We start from the raw sequence: 22,724 nt of genomic DNA on the forward strand, positions 1-22,724 counted from the left end.
GTCAGCGGGAAGTGGTGTCACTCACCACATTCTGCCCGCGAGCCACGACATTTGAGACGATGACGCCGTGACTCAACGGACGGTGGCCGAGCGGGCCCTGACCTACGGCGCGGTCGCCGCGGGATCCGCCCTCATGGGCGCCGGTTCGGTGTGGGTCGGGGCGGGCACCTACTTCGCGCGCAAGGTGCTCACCCCCGACCTTGTCCGCCCCGACGACACCCGGATCCACGTCATCCACTCGGACAGCGTGACCCTCTCCGGCACCCCCGACCTGCTCGTCCCCGGTCGCTACGGACTGTGGCTGGACGGCGGTCGTGGCCACGCCCGCATCGGTGGGGTCCTCGAGGTCGACCACCGCCGGCAGCGGGTGCGCCGCGAGCTCCTCGGCGTCGACGAAGGCGTGCTGCAGCCCGGGACGGCCCGCTTCAACGGCTACTACTACGGCCGCGACCCCCAGGCCGACCTCGGCCTCGAGACCCAGGACGTCGTCGTGCCCGCGGAGCTCGGGCCGATGCCCGCGTGGGTCGTGCCCGGTGGCAGCGGCGACCGGTGGGCCGTCCTCGTCCACGGGCGCGGTGCGCGCCGGCACGAGACGCTGCGCGCCATCCCGGCGCTGCACGCCGCCGGCCTGACCTGCCTGGTCCCGAGCTATCGCAACGACGGCGACGCCCCGCGCGGTCCCGACGGGCGCTACAACCTCGGCCTGTCCGAGTGGCGCGACATCGAGGACGCCGTGCGCCTGGCGCTCGCCCGTGGCGCCCGCGAGATCGTGCTCGTCGGGTGGTCGATGGGCGGGGCGATCGTCCTGCAGTTCCTCGACCGCTCGCCCCTCGCCTCCGACGTCTCCCGGGCGGTCCTCGACGGTCCGGTCGTCGACTGGGGCGACGTGCTGCGGCACCACGCGGAGCTGCACCGCGTGCCCGCGCCCGTGTCCCACCTCGGCAGCGCGCTCATGGGCAAGCACTGGGCCCGTCGTCTCGTGGGCGTCAGCGAGAGCGTCGACGTCGCGAGGACCAACTGGGTCACCCGGGCGGAGGAGCTCGAGCACCAGATCCTGCTCATCCACTCGCGTGACGACGAGTTCGTGCCCGTCGGGCCGAGCGAGGCGCTCGCCGCGGCACGGCCCGACCTCGTGACCTTCGAGCCGTGGTCCCTCGCCCGGCACTGCAAGGAGTGGAACGTCGACCCGCGTCGCTGGACCGACACCGTCCTCGACTTCGTCCGCTAGCGCCGACTGCCGTCAGCCGGTCAGCGGCTCACCCGCCACAGGCCGAGGAGGGTCCCGTCCTCCTCGAGCAGGTGCCGGCACGACAGGCGAAGGGCGACCCCGTCACCGTCGAGGATGCGCGGGTGGTCGACGCGGCGCCCCCCGACGACCTGCGGGGTCCACGACAGGCCGAGCTCGTCGACGAGTCCGGCGCCGGCGAGGTCCGCGGCCAGGGAGGGCCCCCCTTCGCACAGCACGTGGGGCCCGAAGGTCTCCCGGGCGCGCTCGAGGACCTGCGCCAGGTCGACGGTCTCGTCGCCGCACAGCCAGGTGTTCTCCTCCTCGTCGATGCCGGCGGCGCTCGTCGTCGCGAGCACGACGTCGGGCTCGCCCCGGAGGGTCTCGGGCAAGTGCCCGCGGCGCGAGACGACGACGAGGGGCATGTCGGCGCTGCCATAGCCCTCCGCGCGGGCGGTGCCGGCGCCGACGAGCAGGACGTCCGCCGCGAAGCGCATCGCCGTGAAGGCCCGGTGATCGGCCGAGGAGTTGATCGACCCCGAGAGCCCGTCGCTGCCGGTGGCGGCGCCGTCGAGGGTCGTGACGAAGTTCAGCCGCAGGAGCGGACCGTCGTGGGCGTAGAGCGCGTCGAGGGTCTCCTCGTCGACGTCGGAGCCGGGGGAGACGTCGGTCGCCGCGTCGTCGGCGCTGAGGATCCGCATGGCGCGAGTCTGCCCCACGGGACCCCCGCCCTGACATGATGCGGCCATGGCCAAGGACAAGAAGTCAGCCAAGACGTCGTCTGCCACGTCCTTCCGCGAGGTGCTGCGTGCCGACCCCGGCACCGACCTGTCGAAGATCGACCCCCGTGGCACCCCCGGCTTCGACGGGGACAAGGCCGCCGGGCAGGCCGCGCTCGCCGAGCTCGCCGATGTCCTGTCCGAGCTGCAGGAGCGGCTCTTCGCCGAGTCCAAGGCGGGCGGCGGTCGCAGCGTCCTGCTCGTCGTGCAGGGGATGGACACCGCCGGCAAGGGCGGCATCATGCGACACGTCGTGGGCGCGGTCGACCCCCAGGGCGTCGACATCACGAGCTTCAAGGCGCCGAGCGCCGAGGAGCGCAAGCACCCCTTCCTGTGGCGCATCCGCAATGCGCTGCCCGAGCCGGGGATGATCGGGGTCTTCGACCGCAGCCACTACGAGGACGTGCTCATCGTGCGGGTCCACGACCTCGTGCCGCGCGCGCAGTGGTCGCGCCGCTACGGGCAGATCAACACCTTCGAGGAGACCGTCGCCGACAAGGGCACGACGATCATCAAGGTGATGCTGCACATCAGCAAGGACGAGCAGAAGGAGCGCCTCACCGAGCGTCTCGACCGCCCGGACAAGCACTGGAAGTTCAACCCCGGCGACATCGACGAGCGCGAGCACTGGGACGACTACCAGGAGGCCTACCAGGCCGTCATCGACAAGTGCTCGACCGAGGTCGCGCCCTGGTATGTCGTGCCGGCCGACCGCAAGTGGTTTGCCCGCCTGGCCGTGATGCAGCTGCTCAAGGAGCACCTCGAGGAGCTCGACCCGCAGTGGCCGAAGGCCGACTTCGACGTCGCCGCCGAGCAGAAGCGGCTCAAGAAGTCCTGACCCGCAGGACTCGGGTCAGGCGGTGACCGAGGCGCGCTCGATGGCGGCGGGGCCCGCCGCGGCCACGAGGCCGGCGTCGAGCGTGCCGAAGCTGTCTCCCTTCGCCCCGCCGAGCCGCGACTCGACGAAGGCCTCGGCCAGCTCGGCGGGCGAGTGCTGCACCATGAGGCTGCCCTGGAGGGTCAGGGCCAGCCGCTCGACGAGCCGGCGGGCGCCCGTGGCGGCCTCGACCCCGTCGAGCGCGGCGAGCCCGGCGCAGTCGCGCTCCACCTCGTCGAGCGCGGTGTCGAGCGTCGTGAGCCGGCCCCGGGCGACCGAGGCCTCCTTGAGCAGCGCCATGAGCGACGCCGGCTCGCGGCCGATCGCGCGCAGCACGTCGAGCGCGTTGACATTGCCCGAGCCCTCCCAGATGGAGTTGAGCGGCGCCTGCCGGTACAGCCGAGCCATGCCGTTCTCCTCGACGTAGCCGTTGCCGCCGAGGCACTCCAGCGCCTCCGCGACGAAGGGGGAGGTCCGCTTGCAGACCCAGTACTTGCCGACGGCGACGCCGAGGCGGGTCAGCTCGGTCTCGCCCTCGTCGACGGCGTGGGCCAGCCGCATCCCGAGGAGGGTCGCGGCCTCCGACTCGAGAGCGAGGTCGGTGAGCACGTTGCGCATCAGCGGCTGGTCGACGAGCAGCGCGCCGAAGGCCCGACGGTGGCGGGTGTGGTGGACCGCCCGCGTCAGGGCCGTGCGCATCGTGCCGGCGGAGCCGAGCACGCAGTCGAGGCGGGTCGCCGAGACCATGTCGATGATCGTGCGGACCCCACGCCCCTCCTCGCCGACGAGCGCGCCCCAGGTGCCGTCGAGCTCGATCTCGGAGGAGGCATTGGACCGGTCGCCGAGCTTGTCCTTGAGCCGCTGCAGAGCGAAGGGGTTGCGCGTCCCGTCCTCGAGCACCCGGGGGACGAGGAAGCAGCTCGGCGCGGCCTCGGGCGAGGTCTTGGCCAGGACGAGGAAGACGTCGCTCATCGGGGCGGAGCAGAACCACTTGTGCCCGGTGAGCCGGTAGGTCTCGCCGGTGAGCGGGCCGTCGGGGGTGCGCACGGCGAGCGTGGAGTTGGCCCGCACGTCGGACCCGCCCTGCTTCTCCGTCATCCCCATGCCGGCGATCGCCCCGGCCTTGGTCCCGACCTCGCGCAGCCCGAAGTCGTAGTCGCGGGAGGCGAGCTTGGGCGTCCACCGCTCGGCGAGCTCGGGGGAGTGGCGAAGGGCGGGGACGGCCGCGTTGGTCATGGTGATCGGGCAGATGTGCCCCGGCTCGACCTGGCTCCACGTGAGGAAGCCGGCGGCGCGGGTGACGTGGGCCCCGCTGCCCTGCGGTCGGGTCCACGGCACGGCGGTCAGGCCCGCGGCGGTCGCGTGGCCCATGAGCGCGTGCCATGCGGGGTCGAACTCGACCTCGTCGATGCGGTGGCCCCAGCGGTCGTGGGTCACGAGGCGGGGGATGTTGCGCTGGGCCCGGTCGGCGAGCTCGGCGGCCTCGGGGGACCCGGCGAGCCGACCGAGCGCGGACAGGTCCCTCATGGCCCCGGCGAGGTGCTCCGTGGGAACCCATCGCTCGACACCTTGTGCGACAACGGGATCGCTCGCGAAGACGTCGTGACCCCCGTAGGGCGGGACCTGGTTGGTGACCTCGTGCGTCGGCATGACCGCACGATACGGCCAGCGACGGACAGGGATCCCGGCAGCGTTCACCCTCGGTTTGGAATCTGGCCTCGCTCTGGGCTACTCTCGCTCAGCGCGGTCAGCAGAGATGCCGACAGCGAGTGCGGATGTAGCTCAGTTGGTAGAGCGCAACCTTGCCAAGGTTGAGGTCGCCGGTTCGAGCCCGGTCATCCGCTCTGATGGCGCCACTCCGGTGGCGCCGTCCCCGGGCGATTGGCGCAGCGGTAGCGCGCTTCCTTGACACGGAAGAGGTCACTGGTTCAAACCCAGTATCGCCCACCAGTCCCGGTCCGGTGGCGCGGCCCGGGACTACGTGTTTTCCAAATGCTGCACGTGGAGGCCCCGGACGGGAGAGCGGTCCGGGGCCTTCGTCGTGCTCGGACGTGGGCCTCGGGAGGGGGCGGGCGCCGGTGGCGGCGCGCCGTCCGGGCCGGGTTGGGAGTCTCGGGGGCCATGGGTTAATGTTTCTCCTCGTGCCCCGCGTTACAACGCGACCTGGCGGGGCGTGCGGATGTAGCTCAGTTGGTAGAGCGCAACCTTGCCAAGGTTGAGGTCGCCGGTTCGAGCCCGGTCATCCGCTCAGAAGGTTGAAGACCACCTTCGGTGGTGGAGTGGCCGAGAGGCGAGGCAACGGCCTGCAAAGCCGTCTACACGGGTTCAAATCCCGTCTCCACCTCGACCATGCAGACACCTGCATGACCCGGGCGATTGGCGCAGCGGTAGCGCGCTTCCTTGACACGGAAGAGGTCACTGGTTCAAACCCAGTATCGCCCACCAGTCCCTGTCCGCTGGCGCGGCCAGGGACTTCATGTTTCCCAGAAGCCATCCCTGTCCGCTGGCGCGGCCAGGGACTTCGTGTTTCCCAGAAGCCATCCCTGTCCGCTGGCGCGGCCAGGGACTTTGTGTTTCCCAGAAGCTGTCCCTGTCCGCTGGCGCGGCCAGGGACTTTGTGTTTCCCAGAAGCTGTCCCTGTCCGCTGGCGCGGCCAGGGACTTCGTGTTTCCAGAAGCAGATTCTTCCCATGCCAGCCAGACAGGCCCCGATCCGTCCGCGGACCGGGGCCTTCGTCGTGCTCCAGCGTCCCGTGCGCACCCTCGCTCCGCAAAGATCGTCGTGGGGACCGACCGATCGGCGGGCTGCACCGTGATGTCTGGTGAGAGCAACCGGAGAAGGGGAGAGCATGAAGGACACCGAGGTGGACGCCTTCAGGGAGTTCGCCGGTGCGGCCATCCCGCAGCTGCATCGCATCGCCCTCGCGGCCTGCGGCGACCGCCACGACGCCGACGACCTGGTCCAGACCACGCTGGAGAAGATGTGCGGCGCCTGGAGCCGGATCGAGCGCCGCGACGAGCCGCCCATGGCCTACGCCCGCACCGTGCTCGTGCGGGCCTTCATCGACAGCGGTCGACGGGCCTGGCGCCGGTCGGAGCGCTCCTTCGAGATCCTGCCCGAGACCGCCTTCGCCGAGCGCGGCTACGGCCAGGTCGACGACACCCCCGGCCTCTACGCGGCCCTGAGCACGCTCACCGCCCGACAGCGTCTCGTCGTCGTCCTGCGCCACGTCGAGGGTCTGCCGGTCGCCGAGGTCGCGCGCGTCCTCGGGTCGAGCGAGAGCAACGTCAAGTCGGCATCGGCCGAGGGGCTGGCCCGGTTGCGCCGGGCCATCGCGAGCCCCGCCGACGCCCGCACACCCACCCACCCGGCAGCACACCGGGTCGTCACCCAAGGAGCCCAGCGATGACCCGCACCGTCCTGCAGCCGTCCGACGAGGAGCTCGCTGCCCGCCTGCTCGCCGAGCTCAACGCGATGCCGCCGAGCATCGATGTCGAGGCCACGGTGACCGGCGCGCGACGGCACCGCCGACGTGCCGTCGTCGCGACCGCGGGAACGGTGGCCGGTGGCGTCGCCATCGTCGCCGGCGTCGTGGGGCTGGGCCTGGCCAACATGCCGCGGTCCGACTGGCCTGTCGCCCCCGCCGCGCCCGCCACCATGAGCGGGTGCACGCTGGCCCCGGCCACCTGCGACCCCGACGTCATCGACGCCTGGGTCGACGAAAAGGTCGTCGGCGGCACGACGACGGTGCACATCGGTGAGTACGGACCGTCGCCGACGGGCGACGGCGAGGGCACGACGATGGGCGCCTACGAGTCGCTCGTCACCGTCTACCGCGACCGGTCGGGGTCCAAGCCTCCCGAGATCGTCGGCGAGATCACCGTCTCGGTCAGCACGAGCGTGCAGGCGGACCGCCTCGTGGCGCTCAACGAGAGCGAGGGCACGCTGACCGAGCGCGAGTCGACGTGGCAGGTCGGCGACGAGGAGGTCACCGCCCGCGTGGTCGACATCGACCGGGGCATGCAGACCGAGGGCGAGCTCGACCAGCTGTGGATCGTCGAGGAGGACCAGTCGCACGGCGGACTGATCGTGTGGGCGTCGAGCTTCAAGGGCGCGGGCCGGTTCGTGCCCAGTGACGGCAGCGGTCCGGGCGTCACCGATGCCTCGGTCCAGGACCTCATCACCCGACTGCTCACCGAGCCGCCGGAGCAGGGCTGACCCAGGGGTCGCATCCTGCCGCGACGTCCCGTCCGGTGGCAGGATGCGACCCATGGGCCTCAAGGACAGTCAGCTCTCCGACGGCGAGGAGATCCGCCTCGAGATGCACACGCACTGGAAGGCGCTGATCCAGCCGCTGCTGACCCTCGTCGTCCTCGTCGCGGTCGTCGTCGCCGCAGCGATGCTCACGCGGGACTCCGACCAGGCTGGCTGGATCACGCTCGTCGTGGGGGTCGTCGCGCTCCTGCTCGCCGTCGTCGGGGTGCTCCTGCCGCTGTGGCGCTGGCGGTCGACCCACTACGTCTTCACCAACCGCAGGGTGAGCCACCGCTATGGCCTGCTCACGAAGCACGGTCGCGACATCCCGATCTACCGGATCAACGACGTCGCCGTCGAGAAGGGCCTGCTCGACCGGATGCTCGGCTGCGGCACCCTGATCATCTCCGACGCGACGGACAAGGCCGGCATGGAGCTGACCGACGTGCCGCACGTCGAGCAGGTCCAGGTCGAGCTGCAGAACCTGCTCTTCGCCGCCGACGACGGCAGCGACGACGGGGAGTGGCCGCCGACGGAGCCGCGTCGCCGCCGGTGACCGGCCCCGGCCTCCGGTGTCGGCCGGCCGGAACCTACTCGGTGATCCCGAACCGCGCGTGGAGGCGCTTCATCCACCGCGGCGCCCACCAGTTCCACTCGCCGAGGACCGACATGGTCGCGGGGACGAGCAGCATGCGCACGAGGGTCGCGTCGATGACGATCGCCAGCACGAGGGCGACACCGGTCTCCTTGACCGCCAGGACCCGCGCCAGCACGAAGCCTCCGAAGACGATGCACATGAGCAGCGCGGCGCTCGTGATGATCTTGCCCGAGCGCTGCAGGCCGAGCCGGACCGCCTCGTTGGTCGAGTGGCCGCGCTCGTGCAGCTCGACGATGCGCGAGAGCAGGAAGACCTCGTAGTCCATCGACAGCCCGAACCCGAAGGCGAGGACGAGCACCGGGATCGAGACCTCGACCGCCCCGACCGAGTCGTAGCCCAGCAGCCCCTCGAGGTGGCCGTCCTGGAAGACCCAGACGAGCACGCCGAGCGAGGCGCCCAGCGAGACGATGTTCATCAGCAGCGCCTTGATCGGGACGACGACCGAGCCGGTCATGAGGAAGAGCAGGACGAAGGTCGCGAGCACGACCGTGCCGATGGCCAGCGGTGCCGTGTCGGCGATCGAGCCGGTGAAGTCGGCGAGGTCGGCTGCCTGGCCGCCGACCTTGGCGTCGAAGGGGGGACGCTCCTCGTGCAGGTGCGTCACGAGGTCGCGCGTGCCGGGCCCGAGCGGACCGTCGGACGTGCGCAGGTCGACGCTGCGGACCGTCTGCCCGTCGAGCGTGCCGATGGTGACCACCTCGGCGGACTCGACACCGGGGAGGTCGCGGGCATCCCCCTTCGCCCAGTCCTTGACCTCGTCCGCCTCCGCCGTGGTCACGACCTGCAGGTCCGGGGAGGCGAGGAGGGGGTAGTCGCGGCCGAGGTCCTCGAAGAAGGTGCGCTGCTCGTTGTCGGCCGGGAGCAGCTCGACACCCGAGGAGGTGACCTCCATGCGGGTGGCGGGCAGGGCCATGGCGACGAGTGCGGCGAGGACGAGACCGACGACGAGCCACGGGGCGCGCTGCACACCGCCGGCGAGCGAGGCGAAGACGCCGGTGTCGGAGGTGCGGTCGGTGCGGCCACGCAGGAGGCGGCGGGCCGACAGGGCACAGATCGCGGGCACGAGGGTGACGGCCACCAGCAGGCAGAGGACGACGACGGAGACGCCCGCGGCGCCGGCCGCCTGCATGAAGACGGTGGGGAAGAAGAGCAGACCGGACAGCGCGATGGCCACGGTGACCGCTGAGAAGACGACCGTGCGTCCGGCGCGGTCCACGGTGCGCCCGGTGGCCTCGACCACGAGCTCGCGCGCGTCCGCGCCGAGCGGTTGGCCGTCGAGGAGGTCGCGCATCTCCTCGCGAAACCGGGAGACGACGAGCAGCCCGTAGTCGATGCACAGGCCCAGCCCGAGCACGCTCACGATGTTGACGACGGTCGCGTCGAGGTCGATGAGGTGGGAGAAGCCCCACAACGAAGCGAGGGCGCCCCCGATCGAGGCGAGGGCACCGGCGATCGGGATGCCCGCGGCGAGGAAGCCCCCGAAGACGAGGACCATGACGACGAAGGAGATCGGCAGGGCCAGGCCCTCGCCCACCTTCATGTCGGTCTCGACCTGGCCGACGACCTCGTCGACGAGGTCGGCGACGCTCCCGCGCTGGCTGCTCGTGCCCTGGGAGCCGAGGACGACCTGGTCGAGCTGGACGTCGACGTCGCGTCGCACCTTCGCCAGCTCGTCGTCGTTCAGGGTGCTGTCGTACTCGACGACGGTGAGGAACCCGTAGCGGCGGTCTCCGGGCTCGTCGACGACGAGCGGCTCGGCACGGGGGTTCTTGACGCCACCGTCGAGGACGAGCGGGTTGACGACCGAGGCGACCCCGTCCATCTCGTGGATCCGGCGGAGGGGCTCGGCGACGCCACGGCGGACGAAGGGGTCCGTGGCCGGCGACCCCGACACCATGAGGGTGTCGCTGGCCAGCTCGCTGCCGCCGGAGTCAGCAAGGAGGTCCCGGGCCTGCTGGGCCTCGCCGGGCGTGGTCATCTCGCCGCTGTGCAGCCGGTCGAAGAGACCCTGGCCGGTGACCCCGCCGAGCGCGAGCGCGAAGAAGGAGACGACGAGCACCGCCCAGGCCCCGACGATCGCCCACGGGTGCCTGGCCGTGCCGGAGCCGAGTCGGTGCAGGAGGGTGCGGCGGTCTCGGCTGGTCACCGGGACAGCCTGCCACCCGGGCGGACCCCGGGCGTCGTGGCGGCCGATCCTGCCCACCATGTGGCGCGGAACCGTTGCGGCACAAGCGGATTCGCGACGTCGAGGGAGGTCCAGATCACACCGGGAGCGGTCGCGAGACCTGCGCTCCGCTGCGACGCTTGCACCGCACCTCACCGACCCCAGGAGGCCTGCATGATCCCCTGCACGCTGGCCGACCAGGAGCTGCGAGGCGGTGACGTCACCCGCTGGGAGCTCGATGTCACGACGCTCGCACGCTGGAGCGAGCAACCCACCGACCCGCGCCCCGCGAGCTTCGACCAGCAGGGCCGACTGCACGAGGACCCGGACGGCACGGCCCCCTCGTCGGCGTGGATCGGCCTCTCGGTGCTGCTCCCGGACGCGACGCCGAAGAGCCTGCGCGCCACTCTCACCGCATGGGTGCGACAGCACGAGTCACTGCGCAGCCGCCTCACCCTCGACGACGGCAGCATCCGTCGGCGGACCCTGCCGGCCGACGCCGTCGACGTCACCGCGACCGCGCTCGGAGACCACGACGAGGAGGCACTGCGCGCGCTCCTCGTCGACGAGTTCCACACCCGGTGCCGCCCGAGCGCGGCGCCGGCCTTCGCCATCTTCACCGTCGAGGTCGACGGCGGCCACGTCCTGCACGGCGCCTTCGACCACATCACCTTCGACGGGCTGTCGGCCTACGCCGCGGTCGGCGCTCTGGCCGGACTGCACACCGCGATCGTCGCCGGCCTGCACGAGCCGCACACCTCCCCGAGCCACGTCGAGACGACGACGCTCGAGCGCGCCGTCGGCGACGGGCTGGGCGACGACGACGCGCGACTGCGACCATGGCGGGACTTCCTCGCCGGGGGGTCGGTGCCGGGTGCCCCCGCTGCGTCCGGGATCGACCCCGAGGGCCGGTACGAGCACGACCTCGTGCGCCACGACATCTGCGACGGCGACGTCGCTGCCACCCTCGACCTGCTCTACGCCGCCGAGGGGATCCCGACCGGCATGCTCTGGACCGCGGTGCTCATGCAGGCGATGGGCGACGAGGTGCACGCGATGGTCTCCACCCACGGGCGGCCCTCCGCGCTGTGGACCGAGTCGGTCGGGTGGTTCGCAGGGGTCGCCCCCTTCGCCCTGAGCATGCCGGCAGGTGCCACCTCCCGCGACTGGGTCCTCGCCGCCGTCGACAGGTGGCGCGCGTCCGCGCCGGCCGCAGCGCTCCCGCTCGGCCTCGTCCACCGGGTCCTCGACGTGCCGGTCGCCCCCCAGGTCGTGCTGTCGACGATCGACGGGTCACGGGTCGAGGGGCACGAGTGGTGGCGGCCGCTCGAGGCGGGGATCCAGCTCGGCGACGTGCCACCGAGCAGCCAGACCCACCTGTGGCTGACGATCCTCCCCGAGGGCGTCAGCCTCGTCACCCGGCTGCCGCTGGCACCGGGCAGCCGCGACTGGCTCGACGGCGTCGCCGCACGCCTCGCCCGGCTCGTCGACGGCGAGACGTCCGCCCCCTTCGTCCAGCAGGAGCTGTCCGCATGATCAAGATGCAGCGCATCACCGACCGCGACACGATCGGCGGCGACTACCTCGCCTTCGTGCCGACCGCCGGGATGGAGCGTGCGATCGCCACGGCGACGCCGGGGGACCGGCAGCCGTCCTACATGCAGGCCGCGCACCTGGACCTGCGCTCCGACACGCTCGGGACGGGTGCGCAGGACGACATCTGGCTCGGCTTCACCTACCGGATCCCCGGGCGCCTCGACGCCGACGCCCTCGCGCGCACGATCTCGCGCTGGGTGCGCCGGCACGGCGTCATGCGCGGCTGGTTCACCCGCGACGAGCAGCGCCAGACCGGCTGGGCCCGGGTCGACCTCGCGCCGGAGGACATCGCCTTCGAGCCCCGGGGCGAAGGGAGCGTGGCCGCGGAGAACGCCAACGCGCGGGTGAGCGACGACTTCCGGGTCGGCTGCAACCCACTCGGCCGCATCGGCTACTGCTTCCGGGCCGTCGTCGCCGAGGACGAGACGATCCTCTACCTCGGGCTCGACCACACCTACACCGACGGGTTCTCCTTCTTCCTCGTCTTCTTCGAGCTCGACGCGATCTATCGCGAGGAGACCGGGGGAGAGGCGATCGAGCTGCCGCCGGTCGGCGACTTCATGGACTTCGCCCAGGCCGAGCGCGAGCGCACCGCCGACATCGACCTGACCCACCCCGCGCTCGCGGCCTGGGCCGGCTTCTGGTTCGCCGGCGACGAGGAGCTGGGCCGCTTCCCGCTGCCCCTGGGCACGACTGCGGACCAGCCCGTGGAGCTCGAGCGCTACCACGAGCCGCTGCTCACCGGGGAGGAGGCCGAGGCCCTCGACCTCGTCGCCGAGCGGCTCGGCGCGCGCACCACCCAGCTCGTCTACGCCGCGGTCGGGGTGGCCGCGCGCGAGCTGGGCGGGGCGCAGAGCCTGCGCTTCCTCAACCCCGTGCACACGCGCGACGCCCCGGAGTGGCTGCTCGCCGCCGGGTGGTTCATCAACGTCATGCCGGTGCACGTCGACGTGGCCGAGGGTGATCTCGTCGAGGTGGCCGGACGCGTGCGGCAGTCCTTCCGCGAGGCGCGCGGGGCGTCCGCGCTGCCGGCGCGGAAGGTCTACGACGTCGTCGAGCAGACCCTCGGCGCCAAGCTCTCGCAGGTCGGGGAGCGCTTCATGCTGTCGTACATGGACCTGCGCCACCTGCCCGGCGCGGCGACGTGGGGCGACGCCGACGCGGTGCTCGTCTCGCGCGGGGGCCGGGACAGCAATGTCACCGCCTGGGTCATGCGGGAGGAGTCGGCGATGCACGTCCTCGCCCTGCTGCCCGGCACGCCCGAGGCCGAGGACGGCGTGCAGCGGCTCTTCGCCCGGGCCGGGGAGCACCTGCGCGCCCTGCTCTGACGTCCTCCTCAGGGGACCCTCCGGCTCACCACTGCCAGGTGAAGCCGAAGGCGCCCGGGCCGGCGTCCTCGAGGACGATCGACGCCCGGCGGTCGTCGTCGAGGGTCACGGCCCCGCCGAGGACCAGCTGACCCCCGGGTGGACACTCGACCCGCGTGACCGCGGCCGGTGGGACCTCGAACTCCACCGACACGACGACCGACCGGGCCGTGTGGGGCGGACCCCAGACGAAGCCGTCGCTGTCACCCAGGTCGGCGTCCGGTGCCACCTCGTCGATGATCTGGTACGCGTAGGCGTGCATCTCCCCCTTCGTCAGACGGCGGGGGAGACCCACCTCGAAGACGACGACATTGCTGTCGGGGAAGTCCTGTCGGCCCAGCAGGGAGCACCCGAGCAGCGGGACGAAGCGCATGTCCGCCGCGCACGTCGTCTCGTCGCCGCCCTGGACGCTGAAGACCCGCTCGAGGCCGTCCTCGACGGCGGCGATGGAGGTGTGGCACCCAGTGCGGGTGATGCGGCGGTTGGCCGCGACGCTCGTGCGCCACACCTGGCTGATGACGCGGTAGGCGCCCAGCGAGGGGCGGGTCAGGGCGTCGATCTGCTCGAGCTCGCTGAGCCCGGGGTCGAGCAGCTCCTCGAAGGTGATGAGCCGCTCGGTCGCCCAGGCGTGCATGAACTCGGTCTGCTCCTGGGGCGTGAGGCCGAGGGCGACGGCGAGCTGCTGGAGGGTGGCGATCTGCGGGGCGAGGATCTCGCCGCGCTCGAGGCCGCGGATCGTCCGGACGCTGACGCCGGAGCGTTCGCTCAGGTCACCCTGGGTCAGACCTTCGTCTCGGCGGTAGCGACGGAGCCGGGCCCCGCCGCGCGGTGCGCGGCTCATGGCACCAGAGTGCACCAGCGGAGGGCTCCGTGAGGGGCCAGACGTGCCGGGACTCCGCGGGCTGTGCGCGGCAGCACGAAGGGGGCCGCACCGGTCGCCGGTGTGGCCCCCTTCGCCCTGTCCCCCGGAGCAAGCGCCGCGGGCAACGCTAGGCGGGCTCCCAGCGGCTATCCAGTGTTTCGGCAGGAATTGCCGCTGGATTGCCGCTTCTGCGGCTCTCGCCGCTCGGGCCGGGGCGAATTCGTGCCCCTAGGCTGGCGGCATGGCGCACCCGCTGATGTTCGACGACGCCGACCCGCTGCTGGCGCGGGTGCGCACGATCGCGCTCGAGCTGCCGGGGGCGGCGGAGAAGATCAGCCACGGGCACCCCGCCTTCTTCACGACGAAGGTCTTCGGCTACTTCGGCGGCTCGATCAAGGTCGACGGCGCCTACGTCCAGCACGAGCACTCGCTCGTCGTCCTGCCGGACGAGGAGGAGGCCCGGGCCCTCCTCGAGGATGCCCGCTGCTACCGACCGGCCTACCTCGGGGCGAGCGGCTGGGTCGGCCTCGACCTCGACGAGCGCACCGACTGGGACGAGGTCGCCGAGCTGCTCGAGATCTCCTACCGGCGCACCGCCGGCAAGCGCCTCGTCGCCCGCCTCGACGCGGAGCGCGGGGCCGGCTGACCCTGCGCCTATCCTCGTCGCGTGGAGTTCGCGCGCTTCGGGTCGACGACGTGGTCCGACCCGGTCGAGGTCAGCCACGACCCCGCCGACCTCGAGCGTGGCCGGTGGGCCGTGGTCGTCACCTTCGAGGGCGAGCTGACGGCGGTGCGCTTCGCCCGGCAGGACGAAGGGGGCGCCGCCCCTGGTGACGCAGATGGCTGGCCCGCGGTGACGGACTGGCGCCCGTCGCTCGACGAGGCCCGCTACGTCGCCGGCGTCGAGGAGATCCGCCGCCGCATCGCAGCAGGCACCGTCTACCAGGTCAACCTCACGACGGTCCTCGAGGCACCGCTGCCGTCGCACGCCCGGCTCCCCGACCTGGCCGCGCGCCTCGCGGCCGGCAACCCCGCCCCCTTCGCCGGCATCGTGCACGTGCCCTCCGCCGGGGTCGACGTCGTCACGGCCTCACCCGAGCGCTACCTGACGCGCCGCGGGGACCGGCTCGTCTCGAGCCCGATCAAGGGGACCGCACCGACGCTCGACCAGATGCTCACCAAGGACGTCGCGGAGAACGTCATGATCGTCGACCTCGTGCGCAACGACCTGCAGCACGTCTGCGAGCCGGGCACCGTTGTCGTGGAACGGTTGTGCGGGCCCGAGGAGCACCCCGGGCTGGTCCACCTCGTGAGCGATGTCGCCGGCACCCTGCGGTGCGGGACGACGTGGGCGCAGGTGCTGGGTGCGAGCTTCCCGCCCGGGTCGGTCAGCGGGGCGCCGAAGTCGAGCGCGCTCGCCGCGATCGCCGATCTCGAGCCGGTGCCACGTGGTCCCTACTGCGGCGCCGTCGGCTGGGTGGACGCCGACCATCCCGACGGGCCGCGCGGGGAACTCGCGGTGGGGATCCGCACGTTCTGGACGACGACGGGCCTTGACGGGGTGCGTCTGCTGCGCTTCGGCACCGGGGCGGGCATCACCTGGGCATCGCAGCCCGAAGGGGAGTGGCGCGAGTGCGAGCTCAAGGCGCGGGTCCTCGTCGGGCTGGCATCTGGAAGAGTGGTGACATGAGCAACGAGGTACGGGTCTGGGTCGACGGCGCGCTCGTGGGGGCGGACCAGCCGGCGCTGGCCGCCCTCGACCACGGGGTCACCGTGGGCGACGGCGCCTTCGAGACGTGCAAGATCGTCGACGGGCAGGTGTTCGCGGCCGACCGGCACTACGCCCGTCTCGACCGCACCCTCGCCGGGCTGGGCCTGCCGCCCGCCGACCGCGAGGTCATCGAGCAGGGTGTCGCGGCGGTCCTCGGGGCCGGCCCCACGATCGGCTTCGGCCGGCTGCGCTACACGATCACCGCGGGTCTCGGGCCGCTCGGCTCCGACCGGGGCGACAGCGGCATGACCTACATCGTCACCGCGGCAGAGGTTCCCCCCTTCGCCCCCAGCGTGGCGGTCGCGACCGTGCCCTGGACCCGCAACGAGCGGGCGGCCACGGCGGGGCTCAAGACGACCTCCTACGGCGACAACGTCATCGCGCTCGCGCACGCCAAGGCCCGCGGGGCGTCGGAGGCGATCTTCGGCAACAACCGCGACGAGCTGTGCGAGGCGACCGGCAGCAACATCTTCGTCGTCGTCGACGGCGTGGTGCGCACACCCGCGCTGAGCAGTGCACCGCTGGCCGGCATCACCCGTGAGCTGACCATCGAGTGGGCCCGTGCCGCCGGCATCGAGGTCGTCGAGGAGGCCCTGCCGATGTCCGTCCTCGAGACGTGCGACGAGGTCTTCCTCACCGGCACCACCCGCGACGTGCACCCGGTCCACCGGGTCGACGATCGTGAGCTGCCGGCGCCCGGCCCCGTGACCACCCGCGTCCAGCAGGCCTGGGCCGCGGCGTCCGCGACCGAGATCAACCCCTGACCGGAGTGGAGACCATGGCGGGGGACGTGGACACGACCAGCGAGACGGCTGGTCAGGGCAAGGACGCATCGGGGGCCCGACGGGCCTACCGTGACGTGCGCCGCGAGCAGCACGCGATCGTGCGCCAGGAGCTGCTCGACCGCTTCGGCGAGGACGGCCGGATCGACGCGCACGAGGACCCGATCCGCTGGCGACGGGCGCTGCGCACCCATCCGGTCATCGGGCCGGTCTACCGGGTCGTCATCGCGACGCTCGGCCTGCTGCTCATCATCGCCGGCATCCCGATGGTCCCGCTCGTGGGGCCGGGGTGGGCGGTCATCTTCATCGGCCTCTTCCTGTGGAGCACGGAGTTCATCTGGGCCCGCCGGGTGACGCAGTTCGTCAAGGCCGAGGTCAAGGCCTTCGATCAGTACACGCGCGCCCTGCCGTGGAAGGCGAAGATCCCGATGCTGCTGCTCTCGGCGGCCTTCGGGTGGTTCTGCTTCTACCTCGCGCTGCTCATCACGGGCGTCCCCGGATGGCTGCCCCAGCAGGTGCTCGACCTGCTGCTGCAGGTCCCGGGGCTGCACCGGGCCTGACCCGGTCCCTGCCCTTCGAGACATTCGCCCGCTTCGCGGACTCTTTCCTCAGGACCCGGAGGCCGCCCGCGGCCGTCTCGAAGGGGACGACACGCCGCGGGACCGATTGGCACCGAAGGGAGCCCGCCGGGTACTCTGCTCAGGTTGACCGGCCGGGAGACTGGTCAGGGAGCACCACGGACGTATAGCTCAGTTGGTTAGAGCGTTCGCTTCACACGCGAAAGGTCAGGGGTTCGAGTCCCTTTACGTCCACCACACCGAAGGCCCGAGACCTGCATCAGCAGGTCTCGGGCCTTCGTCTTGCTGGCACCTCAGCCGGGACCAGACGCCTGCTTCCAGACGGCGTACTCCTGCGGCAGGCAGACGGCACAGGGGCGGAACCCGGCAGCGATCGCCGTGGCCTCGTCGGCGAAGAACACGCGCTGGGTGACGTATCCGCCCTTCGCGATGGCCCGCAGCGCCGTCGGGCAGTCGAGACGACCGTAGATCCGTCCCTTTCGGTGCCCGCCCAAGGTGCCGGGGGTCGGGCTCTCGTACCGCACCTTGTCCGCGCCGAGCAGCGTGTACGTCTTCCTGGTCATCGGGCGCTCCCTTCGGTCGACGTGACGACCGTAGACTCACCGCACCATGGACACCATCCACTGGGTCGAGGACGGCACCGACCACGAGGCCGAGTGGCACTCCGAGAGTGGCGCGCCCGCCCCGTCCCGGGTCGTCGTCGCCGACGACACGATGACTGCGGACGCGGCGATGCGGCTCGCCTCCCGTGGCACCGCGATCCTCTGGCGCGGCGACCACCACAACGCCCGCCAGCTGCTCAAGGCCATGGACCGTCGCATCGAGCGCCGCGCTTCGCGGCGGCAGCGCGGCGAGGTGACCTTCGCCGGGCACCGGGCCGAGCGAGCCGAGCGGGCGAGGCTCATGGCGCAGCTCGTCGTCGAGCTCGGTGCCGACCGCTCGCTCGACCTGCGGCGCGCGCCCGACGTGCGCGCGGCCTGCCTGGCCGCCTACGGCCCGGGGTTCGGACCCATGGTGGTCGCCCTCAGCGAGCTGCTCGGCGTCATCGGGGCCCACCAGTGGCAGACGAAGGGGGTGCACGTCCCGGCGCTCGGGGCGAGCATCCACCCGGCCTACGGCGTCTTCTCCCCGGTCCGCGGCGAGTACATCGATCTCGTGGCCGATGCGCCTCTGGCGCAACCGATCCCGCGCACGGCCTTCGACCTCGGGACGGGCACCGGCGTGCTCGCCGTCGTGCTGGCGCAGCGCGGTGTCGAGCGGGTCGTCGCCACCGACATCAACCCGCGCGCCGTGGCCTGCGCCCGCGACAACGCGCACCGGCTGGGCGTCGCCGACCGGGTCGAGGCGCTCGAGGCGGACCTCTTCCCGGACGGTCGGTCCGATCTCGTCGTGTGCAACCCGCCATGGCTGCCCGGCGAGCCGACCTCCGACCTCGAGGCGGGCATCTACGACCCCGGCTCGGACATGTTGCGCCGCTTCCTCGCCGGCCTCCCGGAGCACCTCGAGCCGGGGGGCGAGGGCTGGCTGGTCATCTCCGACCTCGCCGAGCACCTCGGTCTGCGCGCTCGGGAGGAGCTGCTCGGGCTCATCGGCGATGCCGGACTCGAGGTCGTCGACCGGCTGGAGACGGTGCCGCGCCACAGCCGGGCGAGCGACGCGAAGGACGCCCTCCACGCCGCTCGACGTGCCGAGGTCACGTCCCTCTGGCGGCTGACGGTGGCCCAGGGAAGCCAGCCGGCCCGGTAGCCGGGCACTCAGAGCGCGACGAGTCCCCGGGCCAGTGCGGTTGCGGCCGACTCGACGTCCTCGGTGCTCGTCGACCGGCCGAGCGAGAGCCGGAGGGCACCGAGCGCGGTGTCGGCGTCGAGGCCCATGGCGAGCAGCGCGGCGTTGGGCGAGTGCACGCCCGCGTGGCAGGCGCTGCCGGTCGATGCCGACACGTCGCTGACCGCCTCGAGGACCTGCGCCCCGAGACGACCGGGGAGGGACACCATGAGGGTGTTGGGCAGGCAGCCGACCTCGGGAGAGACCCGCACCAACCCCGGCACGGCACGAGCGAGCCTGTCCCACAAAGCCTCTCGCAGAGCGGCCTGACGCTCGACCTCCGCGGAGAGCAGCTGCCCGGCGACCTCGGCGGCGACCCCGAGACCGACGATGAGCGCGACATTTTCCGTCCCCGGGCGCAGGCCACCCTCCTGCCCGGCTCCGAGGACGACGGGGGAGACCCGGGTGCCGCGGCGCACGTAGAGGGCACCGACCCCCTTCGGCCCGTAGAGCTTGTGCCCCGCGATCGACAGCAGGTCGACCCCGAGCTCCTCGACGTCGACCGGGATCTTGCCGACCGCCTGGGCCGCGTCGGCGTGGACGAGGCCACCCCGACGGTGGACGCGCTCGGCGAGCTGCGCCACCGGCTGGATCGCGCCGGTCTCGTTGTGCGCGAGGATCAAGGTGCCGAGCCCGATCGCACCGGTGGGGAGCGCGTCGAGGCGGACCCGGCACCCGCCGTCGACCGGCAGCTCGTGCACCTGCCAGCCGTGGTGCTCCTGCAGGTGCGCCAGGGGAGCGGCGGTCGCCGGGTGCTCGACGCACGAGGTGACGGCCACGCGGGTCGTGAGGTGCCGAGCGCTGCCCCGGATCGCGATGTTGTTGGCCTCGGTGCCACCCGAGGTGAAGACGATCTCGTCGGGCTCGGCGCCGACGAGTGCCGCGACCTGCTCGCGGGCCCGGTCGACCGCAGACCGAGCACGCCGGCCCTGCATCGAGGCGCTCGACGGGTTGCCGAAGTCCTGCGTCAGGTGCGGCCACACCGCCTCGGCGACCTCGCGGGCGATGGGCGTCGTCGCGTTGTGGTCGAGGTACACGGGGTCGGCGGTCATGCCCCCATGATGTCGAGCGTTGCCCGGCCGGGGAGGATGGGGCCACCCCCGACGAGAGGACCGCGATGCCCCGCTCCCGTGCCTTCACCCAGGTCGACGTCTTCGGCACTCGGCCGTACTCCGGCAACCCGCTGGCCGTCGTCCTCGACGGCGAGGGCATCGACGACGACCTGCTCCAGGAGGTCGCGCGCTGGACCAACCTGTCGGAGACGACCTTCGTCCTGCCGCCCATCACGCCCGAGGCCGACTACCGGGTGCGCATCATGACCCCCGGCGGCGAGCTCCCCTTCGCCGGTCACCCGACGCTCGGGACCGCCCACGCCTGGCTGACCCACGGAGGCACCCCACGACACGAGGACCGCATCGTGCAGGAGTGCGGCGCCGGGCTCGTCGACGTCCATCGCGAAGGGAGCGAGCTCGCCTTCACCGCACCGCCGTTCGTGCGCACGGGGCCGTTGGACGACGCCGACCTCGACCGCCTCGTCGCGGCCCTGGGCATCACGCGCGCCGACGTCGTCGGGCACCAGTGGGTCGACAACGGTCCGGGCTGGGCCGCGGTGCGCCTCCCTTCGGCCGAGCACGTGCGCGACCTGCGACCGGACTGGTCCCATGCACCCGACGCAAAGGTCGGCGTCATCGGCTGGCATGAGGACGGTGGCGAGCACCTCTACGAGACGCGGGCCTTCGTCCCCGGTCTCGGCGTCGGCGAGGACCCCGTCACCGGGAGCCTCAACGCCGGCATCGCCCAGTGGCTCGTGGCCGAAGGGGAGGTCCCGCACCGCTGGACCGTGACCCAGGGCGGGTGCATCGGGCGCTCCGGCGTCCTGTCGCTCACCGCCGAGGGCGGCGAGGTCCGGGTCGGCGGCACGGTCACCTCACTCGTGCAGGGCACGATTAGCCTCTGACCCTAGGCTGGAGCCATGGCACGCATCGTCACCGACCAGAAGACCCGAGTCGTCAGCGCCCCGGTGGCGATCATCGTCGCCGTCGTCAGTGCCGGCTACATGCTCCCGTGGGCGATCGCGGCCGTGCGGGGCAACCGCAACGCCTGGTCGGTCTTCTGGGTCAACCTGCTCCTCGGCTGGACCGTCATCGGGTGGATCATCGCCCTCGTCATGTCGATCAAGGAGCACCGGATCCTCGAGGTGCGCTGACCCTTCGAGACGGCCGCGGGCGGCCTCCTCAGGGACCGGCAAAGAATGCTGTTGGTGGCCGACGGCTGATGGGGGAGGATCCCCCTTCGTGGGACATGTCGACGTCGCCGGTGTCAGGTACGAGCTCTCGGACGGGCGCGTGCTGCTCGACGAGGTCTCCTTCCGCGTCGGCGAGGGCGCCAAGGTCGCCCTCGTCGGGGCCAACGGCGCCGGCAAGACGACGCTGCTGCGGATCGTCACCGGGGAGCTGACGCCGCACGCCGGGTCGGTCGCTCGCACGGGTGGGCTGGGGATCATGCGCCAGCACGTCGGCGCAGGTCTGGGGGAGCGGCCCACGGTCACCGACCTGCTGATGTCGGTGTCTCCCAAGGCCGTTCGTGACGCGGCCGCCGAGGTCGACCGTCTCGAGATGGCGCTCATGGAGACCGAGGACGAGCGCACCCAGATGCGCTATGCGACGGCCCTGTCCGACTTCGCCGACGCGGGCGGATACGACCAGGAGGTCGTGTGGGACGTGTGCACGACGGCCGCGCTGGGCGTCCCCTTCGAGCGCTGCAAGTACCGCGAGCTGAGCACGCTCTCCGGGGGCGAGCAGAAGCGGCTCGTCCTCGAGTACCTGCTGCGCGGGCCCGACGGGGTCCTGCTGCTCGACGAGCCGGACAACTACCTCGACGTTCCCGGCAAGATCTGGATGGAGGAGCAGATCCGCGCCTCCGACAAGACGATCCTCTACATCAGCCACGACCGTGAGCTGCTCGCCAACACCGCCACGCGCGTCGTCACCGTCGAGCTCGGGACTGCGGGCAACCGCGTGTGGACCCACCCGGGCGGCTTCGGGACCTACCACGAGGCCCGCCAGGAGCGCTTCGCCCGCTTCGAGGAGCTGCGCAAGAGGTGGGACGAGGAGCACGCGAAGCTCAAGGCGCTCGTGCTCATGTACAAGCAGAAGGCGAAGTACAACTCGGACATGGCCTCGCGCTACCAGTCGGCCCGCACCCGGCTCGAGCGCTTCGAGCAGGAAGGGCCGCCGAGCGAGCAGCCCCGCGAGCAGAAGGTGACGATGCGCCTGCAGGGTGGCCGCACCGGCAAGCGCGCGGTCGTGTGCGAGCGGCTCGGGCTCACGGGGCTGATGCAGCCCTTCGACCTCGAGGTCTGGTACGGCGAGCGGGTCGCGGTGCTCGGGTCCAACGGCTCGGGCAAGTCGCACTTCCTGCGCCTGCTGGCCGCCGGCGGCAGCGACCCGGAGGTCGACAACCTCCCGGTCGGCGAGGCCGTCATCGAGCCGGTCGCGCACACGGGACGGGCCCGGCTCGGTGCGCGGGTGCGCCCGGGCTGGTTCGTCCAGACGCACGAGCACCCCGAGCTCATCGGGCGCACCCTCCTGGCGATCCTGCACCGGGGCGACGACCACCGATCGGGTCTCGGGCGCGAGGCCGCGAGCCGGGTCCTCGACCGCTACGAGCTGGCCCACGCGGGGGAGCAGACCTTCGAGTCGCTGTCGGGCGGCCAGCAGGCGCGCTTCCAGATCCTGCTCCTCGAGCTGTCTGGCGCGACGCTCCTCCTCCTCGACGAGCCGACCGACAACCTGGACGTCGAGTCGGCCGAAGCCCTCGAGGAGGGTCTCGACGCCTTCGCCGGCACCGTGCTCGCCGTGACCCACGACCGGTGGTTCGCCCGAGGCTTCGACCGCTTCCTCGTCTACGGGGCCGACGGGCGGGTCCGGGAGACCGACGGCCCGGTCTGGGACGAAGGGAGGGTCACCCGCGCTCGGTGACCCTCCC

The 22,724-nt window shown here is 72.1% G+C and carries 21 protein-coding genes and 6 tRNA genes; 21 read left to right on the forward strand and 6 right to left on the reverse strand.

All coding sequences use genetic code 11. From position 1 onward, the window contains the following. Positions 1-82: 82 nt before the first annotated feature. Positions 83-1,228, forward strand: a complete 1,146-nt coding sequence (locus ACQBJO_RS07550; RefSeq protein WP_421008628.1) for an alpha/beta hydrolase family protein — start codon at positions 83-85, stop codon at positions 1,226-1,228. Positions 1,229-1,248: 20 nt separating this feature from the next. Here ACQBJO_RS07550 and ACQBJO_RS07555 read toward each other — a convergent pair whose 3' ends face one another. Then, the gene (locus tag ACQBJO_RS07555; RefSeq protein ID WP_255186146.1) at positions 1,249-1,926 is read right to left on the reverse strand and encodes a dihydrofolate reductase family protein; all 678 of its coding nucleotides are present in this window, start codon (positions 1,924-1,926) and stop codon (positions 1,249-1,251) included. 46 nt (positions 1,927-1,972) lie between these two features. On the opposite strand from ACQBJO_RS07555, the gene ACQBJO_RS07560 reads away from it, so the two are divergent. Then, positions 1,973-2,842 carry a polyphosphate kinase 2 family protein gene (locus ACQBJO_RS07560; RefSeq protein ID WP_255186147.1) on the forward strand — a complete coding sequence of 290 codons (870 nt, stop codon included), beginning with the start codon at positions 1,973-1,975 and terminating at the stop codon, positions 2,840-2,842. A gap of 15 nt (positions 2,843-2,857) precedes the next feature. Here ACQBJO_RS07560 and ACQBJO_RS07565 read toward each other — a convergent pair whose 3' ends face one another. Then, positions 2,858-4,531, reverse strand: coding sequence for an acyl-CoA dehydrogenase family protein (locus ACQBJO_RS07565; protein WP_421008514.1), 1,674 nt, complete (start codon positions 4,529-4,531; stop codon positions 2,858-2,860). A gap of 121 nt (positions 4,532-4,652) precedes the next feature. On the opposite strand from ACQBJO_RS07565, the gene ACQBJO_RS07570 reads away from it, so the two are divergent. The 8 genes from ACQBJO_RS07570 (at position 4,653) to ACQBJO_RS07605 (ending at position 7,691) form a co-directional block, all read left to right on the forward strand. Then, positions 4,653-4,725 (forward strand) — tRNA-Gly (locus tag ACQBJO_RS07570). Between the two features lie 31 nt (positions 4,726-4,756). Further along, positions 4,757-4,831 (forward strand) — tRNA-Val (locus tag ACQBJO_RS07575). A gap of 225 nt (positions 4,832-5,056) precedes the next feature. Beyond that, a tRNA-Gly gene (locus tag ACQBJO_RS07580) sits at positions 5,057-5,129 on the forward strand. Between the two features lie 25 nt (positions 5,130-5,154). Further along, positions 5,155-5,225, forward strand: a tRNA-Cys gene (locus ACQBJO_RS07585). Positions 5,226-5,251: 26 nt separating this feature from the next. Continuing rightward, positions 5,252-5,326, forward strand: a tRNA-Val gene (locus ACQBJO_RS07590). A gap of 403 nt (positions 5,327-5,729) precedes the next feature. After that, positions 5,730-6,290 carry a SigE family RNA polymerase sigma factor gene (locus ACQBJO_RS07595; protein ID WP_421008513.1) on the forward strand — a complete coding sequence of 187 codons (561 nt, stop codon included), beginning with the start codon at positions 5,730-5,732 and terminating at the stop codon, positions 6,288-6,290. After that, positions 6,287-7,099 (forward strand): hypothetical protein, encoded by an 813-nt coding sequence (locus ACQBJO_RS07600; RefSeq protein ID WP_421008512.1) that lies wholly within the window; start codon positions 6,287-6,289, stop codon positions 7,097-7,099. Before ACQBJO_RS07595 ends, ACQBJO_RS07600 begins: the two co-directional genes overlap by 4 nt. Before the next feature lie 52 nt (positions 7,100-7,151). After that, on the forward strand, positions 7,152-7,691 hold the full coding sequence (locus ACQBJO_RS07605) for a PH domain-containing protein (protein WP_421008511.1): 540 nt from the start codon (positions 7,152-7,154) through the stop codon (positions 7,689-7,691). A gap of 34 nt (positions 7,692-7,725) precedes the next feature. On the opposite strand, the gene ACQBJO_RS07610 is transcribed toward ACQBJO_RS07605, so the two are convergent. After that, positions 7,726-9,939, reverse strand: a complete 2,214-nt coding sequence (locus ACQBJO_RS07610; protein WP_421008510.1) for an MMPL family transporter — start codon at positions 9,937-9,939, stop codon at positions 7,726-7,728. Between the two features lie 192 nt (positions 9,940-10,131). On the opposite strand from ACQBJO_RS07610, the gene ACQBJO_RS07615 reads away from it, so the two are divergent. After that, the gene (locus tag ACQBJO_RS07615; RefSeq protein ID WP_421008509.1) at positions 10,132-11,493 is read left to right on the forward strand and encodes a condensation domain-containing protein; all 1,362 of its coding nucleotides are present in this window, start codon (positions 10,132-10,134) and stop codon (positions 11,491-11,493) included. Next, the gene (locus tag ACQBJO_RS07620) at positions 11,490-12,881 is read left to right on the forward strand and encodes a condensation domain-containing protein (RefSeq protein WP_421008508.1); all 1,392 of its coding nucleotides are present in this window, start codon (positions 11,490-11,492) and stop codon (positions 12,879-12,881) included. Before ACQBJO_RS07615 ends, ACQBJO_RS07620 begins: the two co-directional genes overlap by 4 nt. A 25-nt stretch (positions 12,882-12,906) precedes the next feature. Here ACQBJO_RS07620 and ACQBJO_RS07625 read toward each other — a convergent pair whose 3' ends face one another. Further along, positions 12,907-13,761, reverse strand: coding sequence for a helix-turn-helix domain-containing protein (locus ACQBJO_RS07625; RefSeq protein ID WP_421008507.1), 855 nt, complete (start codon positions 13,759-13,761; stop codon positions 12,907-12,909). Positions 13,762-14,023: 262 nt separating this feature from the next. Between ACQBJO_RS07625 and ACQBJO_RS07630 the strand changes: the two genes are divergently transcribed. The 5 genes from ACQBJO_RS07630 (at position 14,024) to ACQBJO_RS07650 (ending at position 17,150) form a co-directional block, all read left to right on the forward strand. Beyond that, entirely contained in the window at positions 14,024-14,428 is a 405-nt protein-coding gene (locus ACQBJO_RS07630; RefSeq protein WP_421008506.1) for an MmcQ/YjbR family DNA-binding protein, read from the forward strand. 21 nt (positions 14,429-14,449) lie between these two features. Next, positions 14,450-15,472, forward strand: a complete 1,023-nt coding sequence (locus ACQBJO_RS07635; protein ID WP_421008505.1) for a chorismate-binding protein — start codon at positions 14,450-14,452, stop codon at positions 15,470-15,472. Continuing rightward, complete coding sequence (locus tag ACQBJO_RS07640) at positions 15,469-16,317, forward strand: aminotransferase class IV (protein WP_421008504.1); 849 nt, start codon at positions 15,469-15,471, stop codon at positions 16,315-16,317. The genes ACQBJO_RS07635 and ACQBJO_RS07640 overlap by 4 nt, the downstream gene beginning before the upstream one ends. 26 nt (positions 16,318-16,343) lie before the next feature. Beyond that, positions 16,344-16,895 carry a PGPGW domain-containing protein gene (locus tag ACQBJO_RS07645; RefSeq protein WP_421008503.1) on the forward strand — a complete coding sequence of 184 codons (552 nt, stop codon included), beginning with the start codon at positions 16,344-16,346 and terminating at the stop codon, positions 16,893-16,895. A 178-nt stretch (positions 16,896-17,073) separates the two neighbouring features. Next, positions 17,074-17,150 (forward strand) — tRNA-Val (locus ACQBJO_RS07650). 56 nt (positions 17,151-17,206) lie between these two features. Here ACQBJO_RS07650 and ACQBJO_RS07655 read toward each other — a convergent pair. Beyond that, complete coding sequence (locus ACQBJO_RS07655; protein ID WP_421008502.1) at positions 17,207-17,476, reverse strand: Ada metal-binding domain-containing protein; 270 nt, start codon at positions 17,474-17,476, stop codon at positions 17,207-17,209. A gap of 46 nt (positions 17,477-17,522) precedes the next feature. On the opposite strand from ACQBJO_RS07655, the gene ACQBJO_RS07660 reads away from it, so the two are divergent. Then, positions 17,523-18,659 (forward strand): methyltransferase, encoded by a 1,137-nt coding sequence (locus ACQBJO_RS07660; RefSeq protein WP_421008501.1) that lies wholly within the window; start codon positions 17,523-17,525, stop codon positions 18,657-18,659. 8 nt (positions 18,660-18,667) lie between these two features. Here ACQBJO_RS07660 and ACQBJO_RS07665 read toward each other — a convergent pair whose 3' ends face one another. Beyond that, positions 18,668-19,789 carry a cysteine desulfurase family protein gene (locus tag ACQBJO_RS07665; protein WP_421008500.1) on the reverse strand — a complete coding sequence of 374 codons (1,122 nt, stop codon included), beginning with the start codon at positions 19,787-19,789 and terminating at the stop codon, positions 18,668-18,670. A 65-nt stretch (positions 19,790-19,854) separates the two neighbouring features. Between ACQBJO_RS07665 and ACQBJO_RS07670 the strand changes: the two genes are divergently transcribed. From ACQBJO_RS07670 to ACQBJO_RS07680, 3 genes are all read left to right on the forward strand, one after another. After that, entirely contained in the window at positions 19,855-20,694 is an 840-nt protein-coding gene (locus ACQBJO_RS07670) for a PhzF family phenazine biosynthesis protein (RefSeq protein ID WP_421008499.1), read from the forward strand. Between the two features lie 15 nt (positions 20,695-20,709). After that, positions 20,710-20,943, forward strand: coding sequence for a superinfection immunity protein (locus tag ACQBJO_RS07675; RefSeq protein WP_421008498.1), 234 nt, complete (start codon positions 20,710-20,712; stop codon positions 20,941-20,943). Positions 20,944-21,031: 88 nt separating this feature from the next. Continuing rightward, positions 21,032-22,717, forward strand: a complete 1,686-nt coding sequence (locus ACQBJO_RS07680) for an ABC-F family ATP-binding cassette domain-containing protein (protein ID WP_421008497.1) — start codon at positions 21,032-21,034, stop codon at positions 22,715-22,717. Positions 22,718-22,724: the final 7 nt, after the last annotated feature.

The sequence above is a fragment of the Janibacter zhangyanbonis genome, from assembly GCF_050507325.1.
Lineage (GTDB): Bacteria > Actinomycetota > Actinomycetes > Actinomycetales > Dermatophilaceae > Janibacter.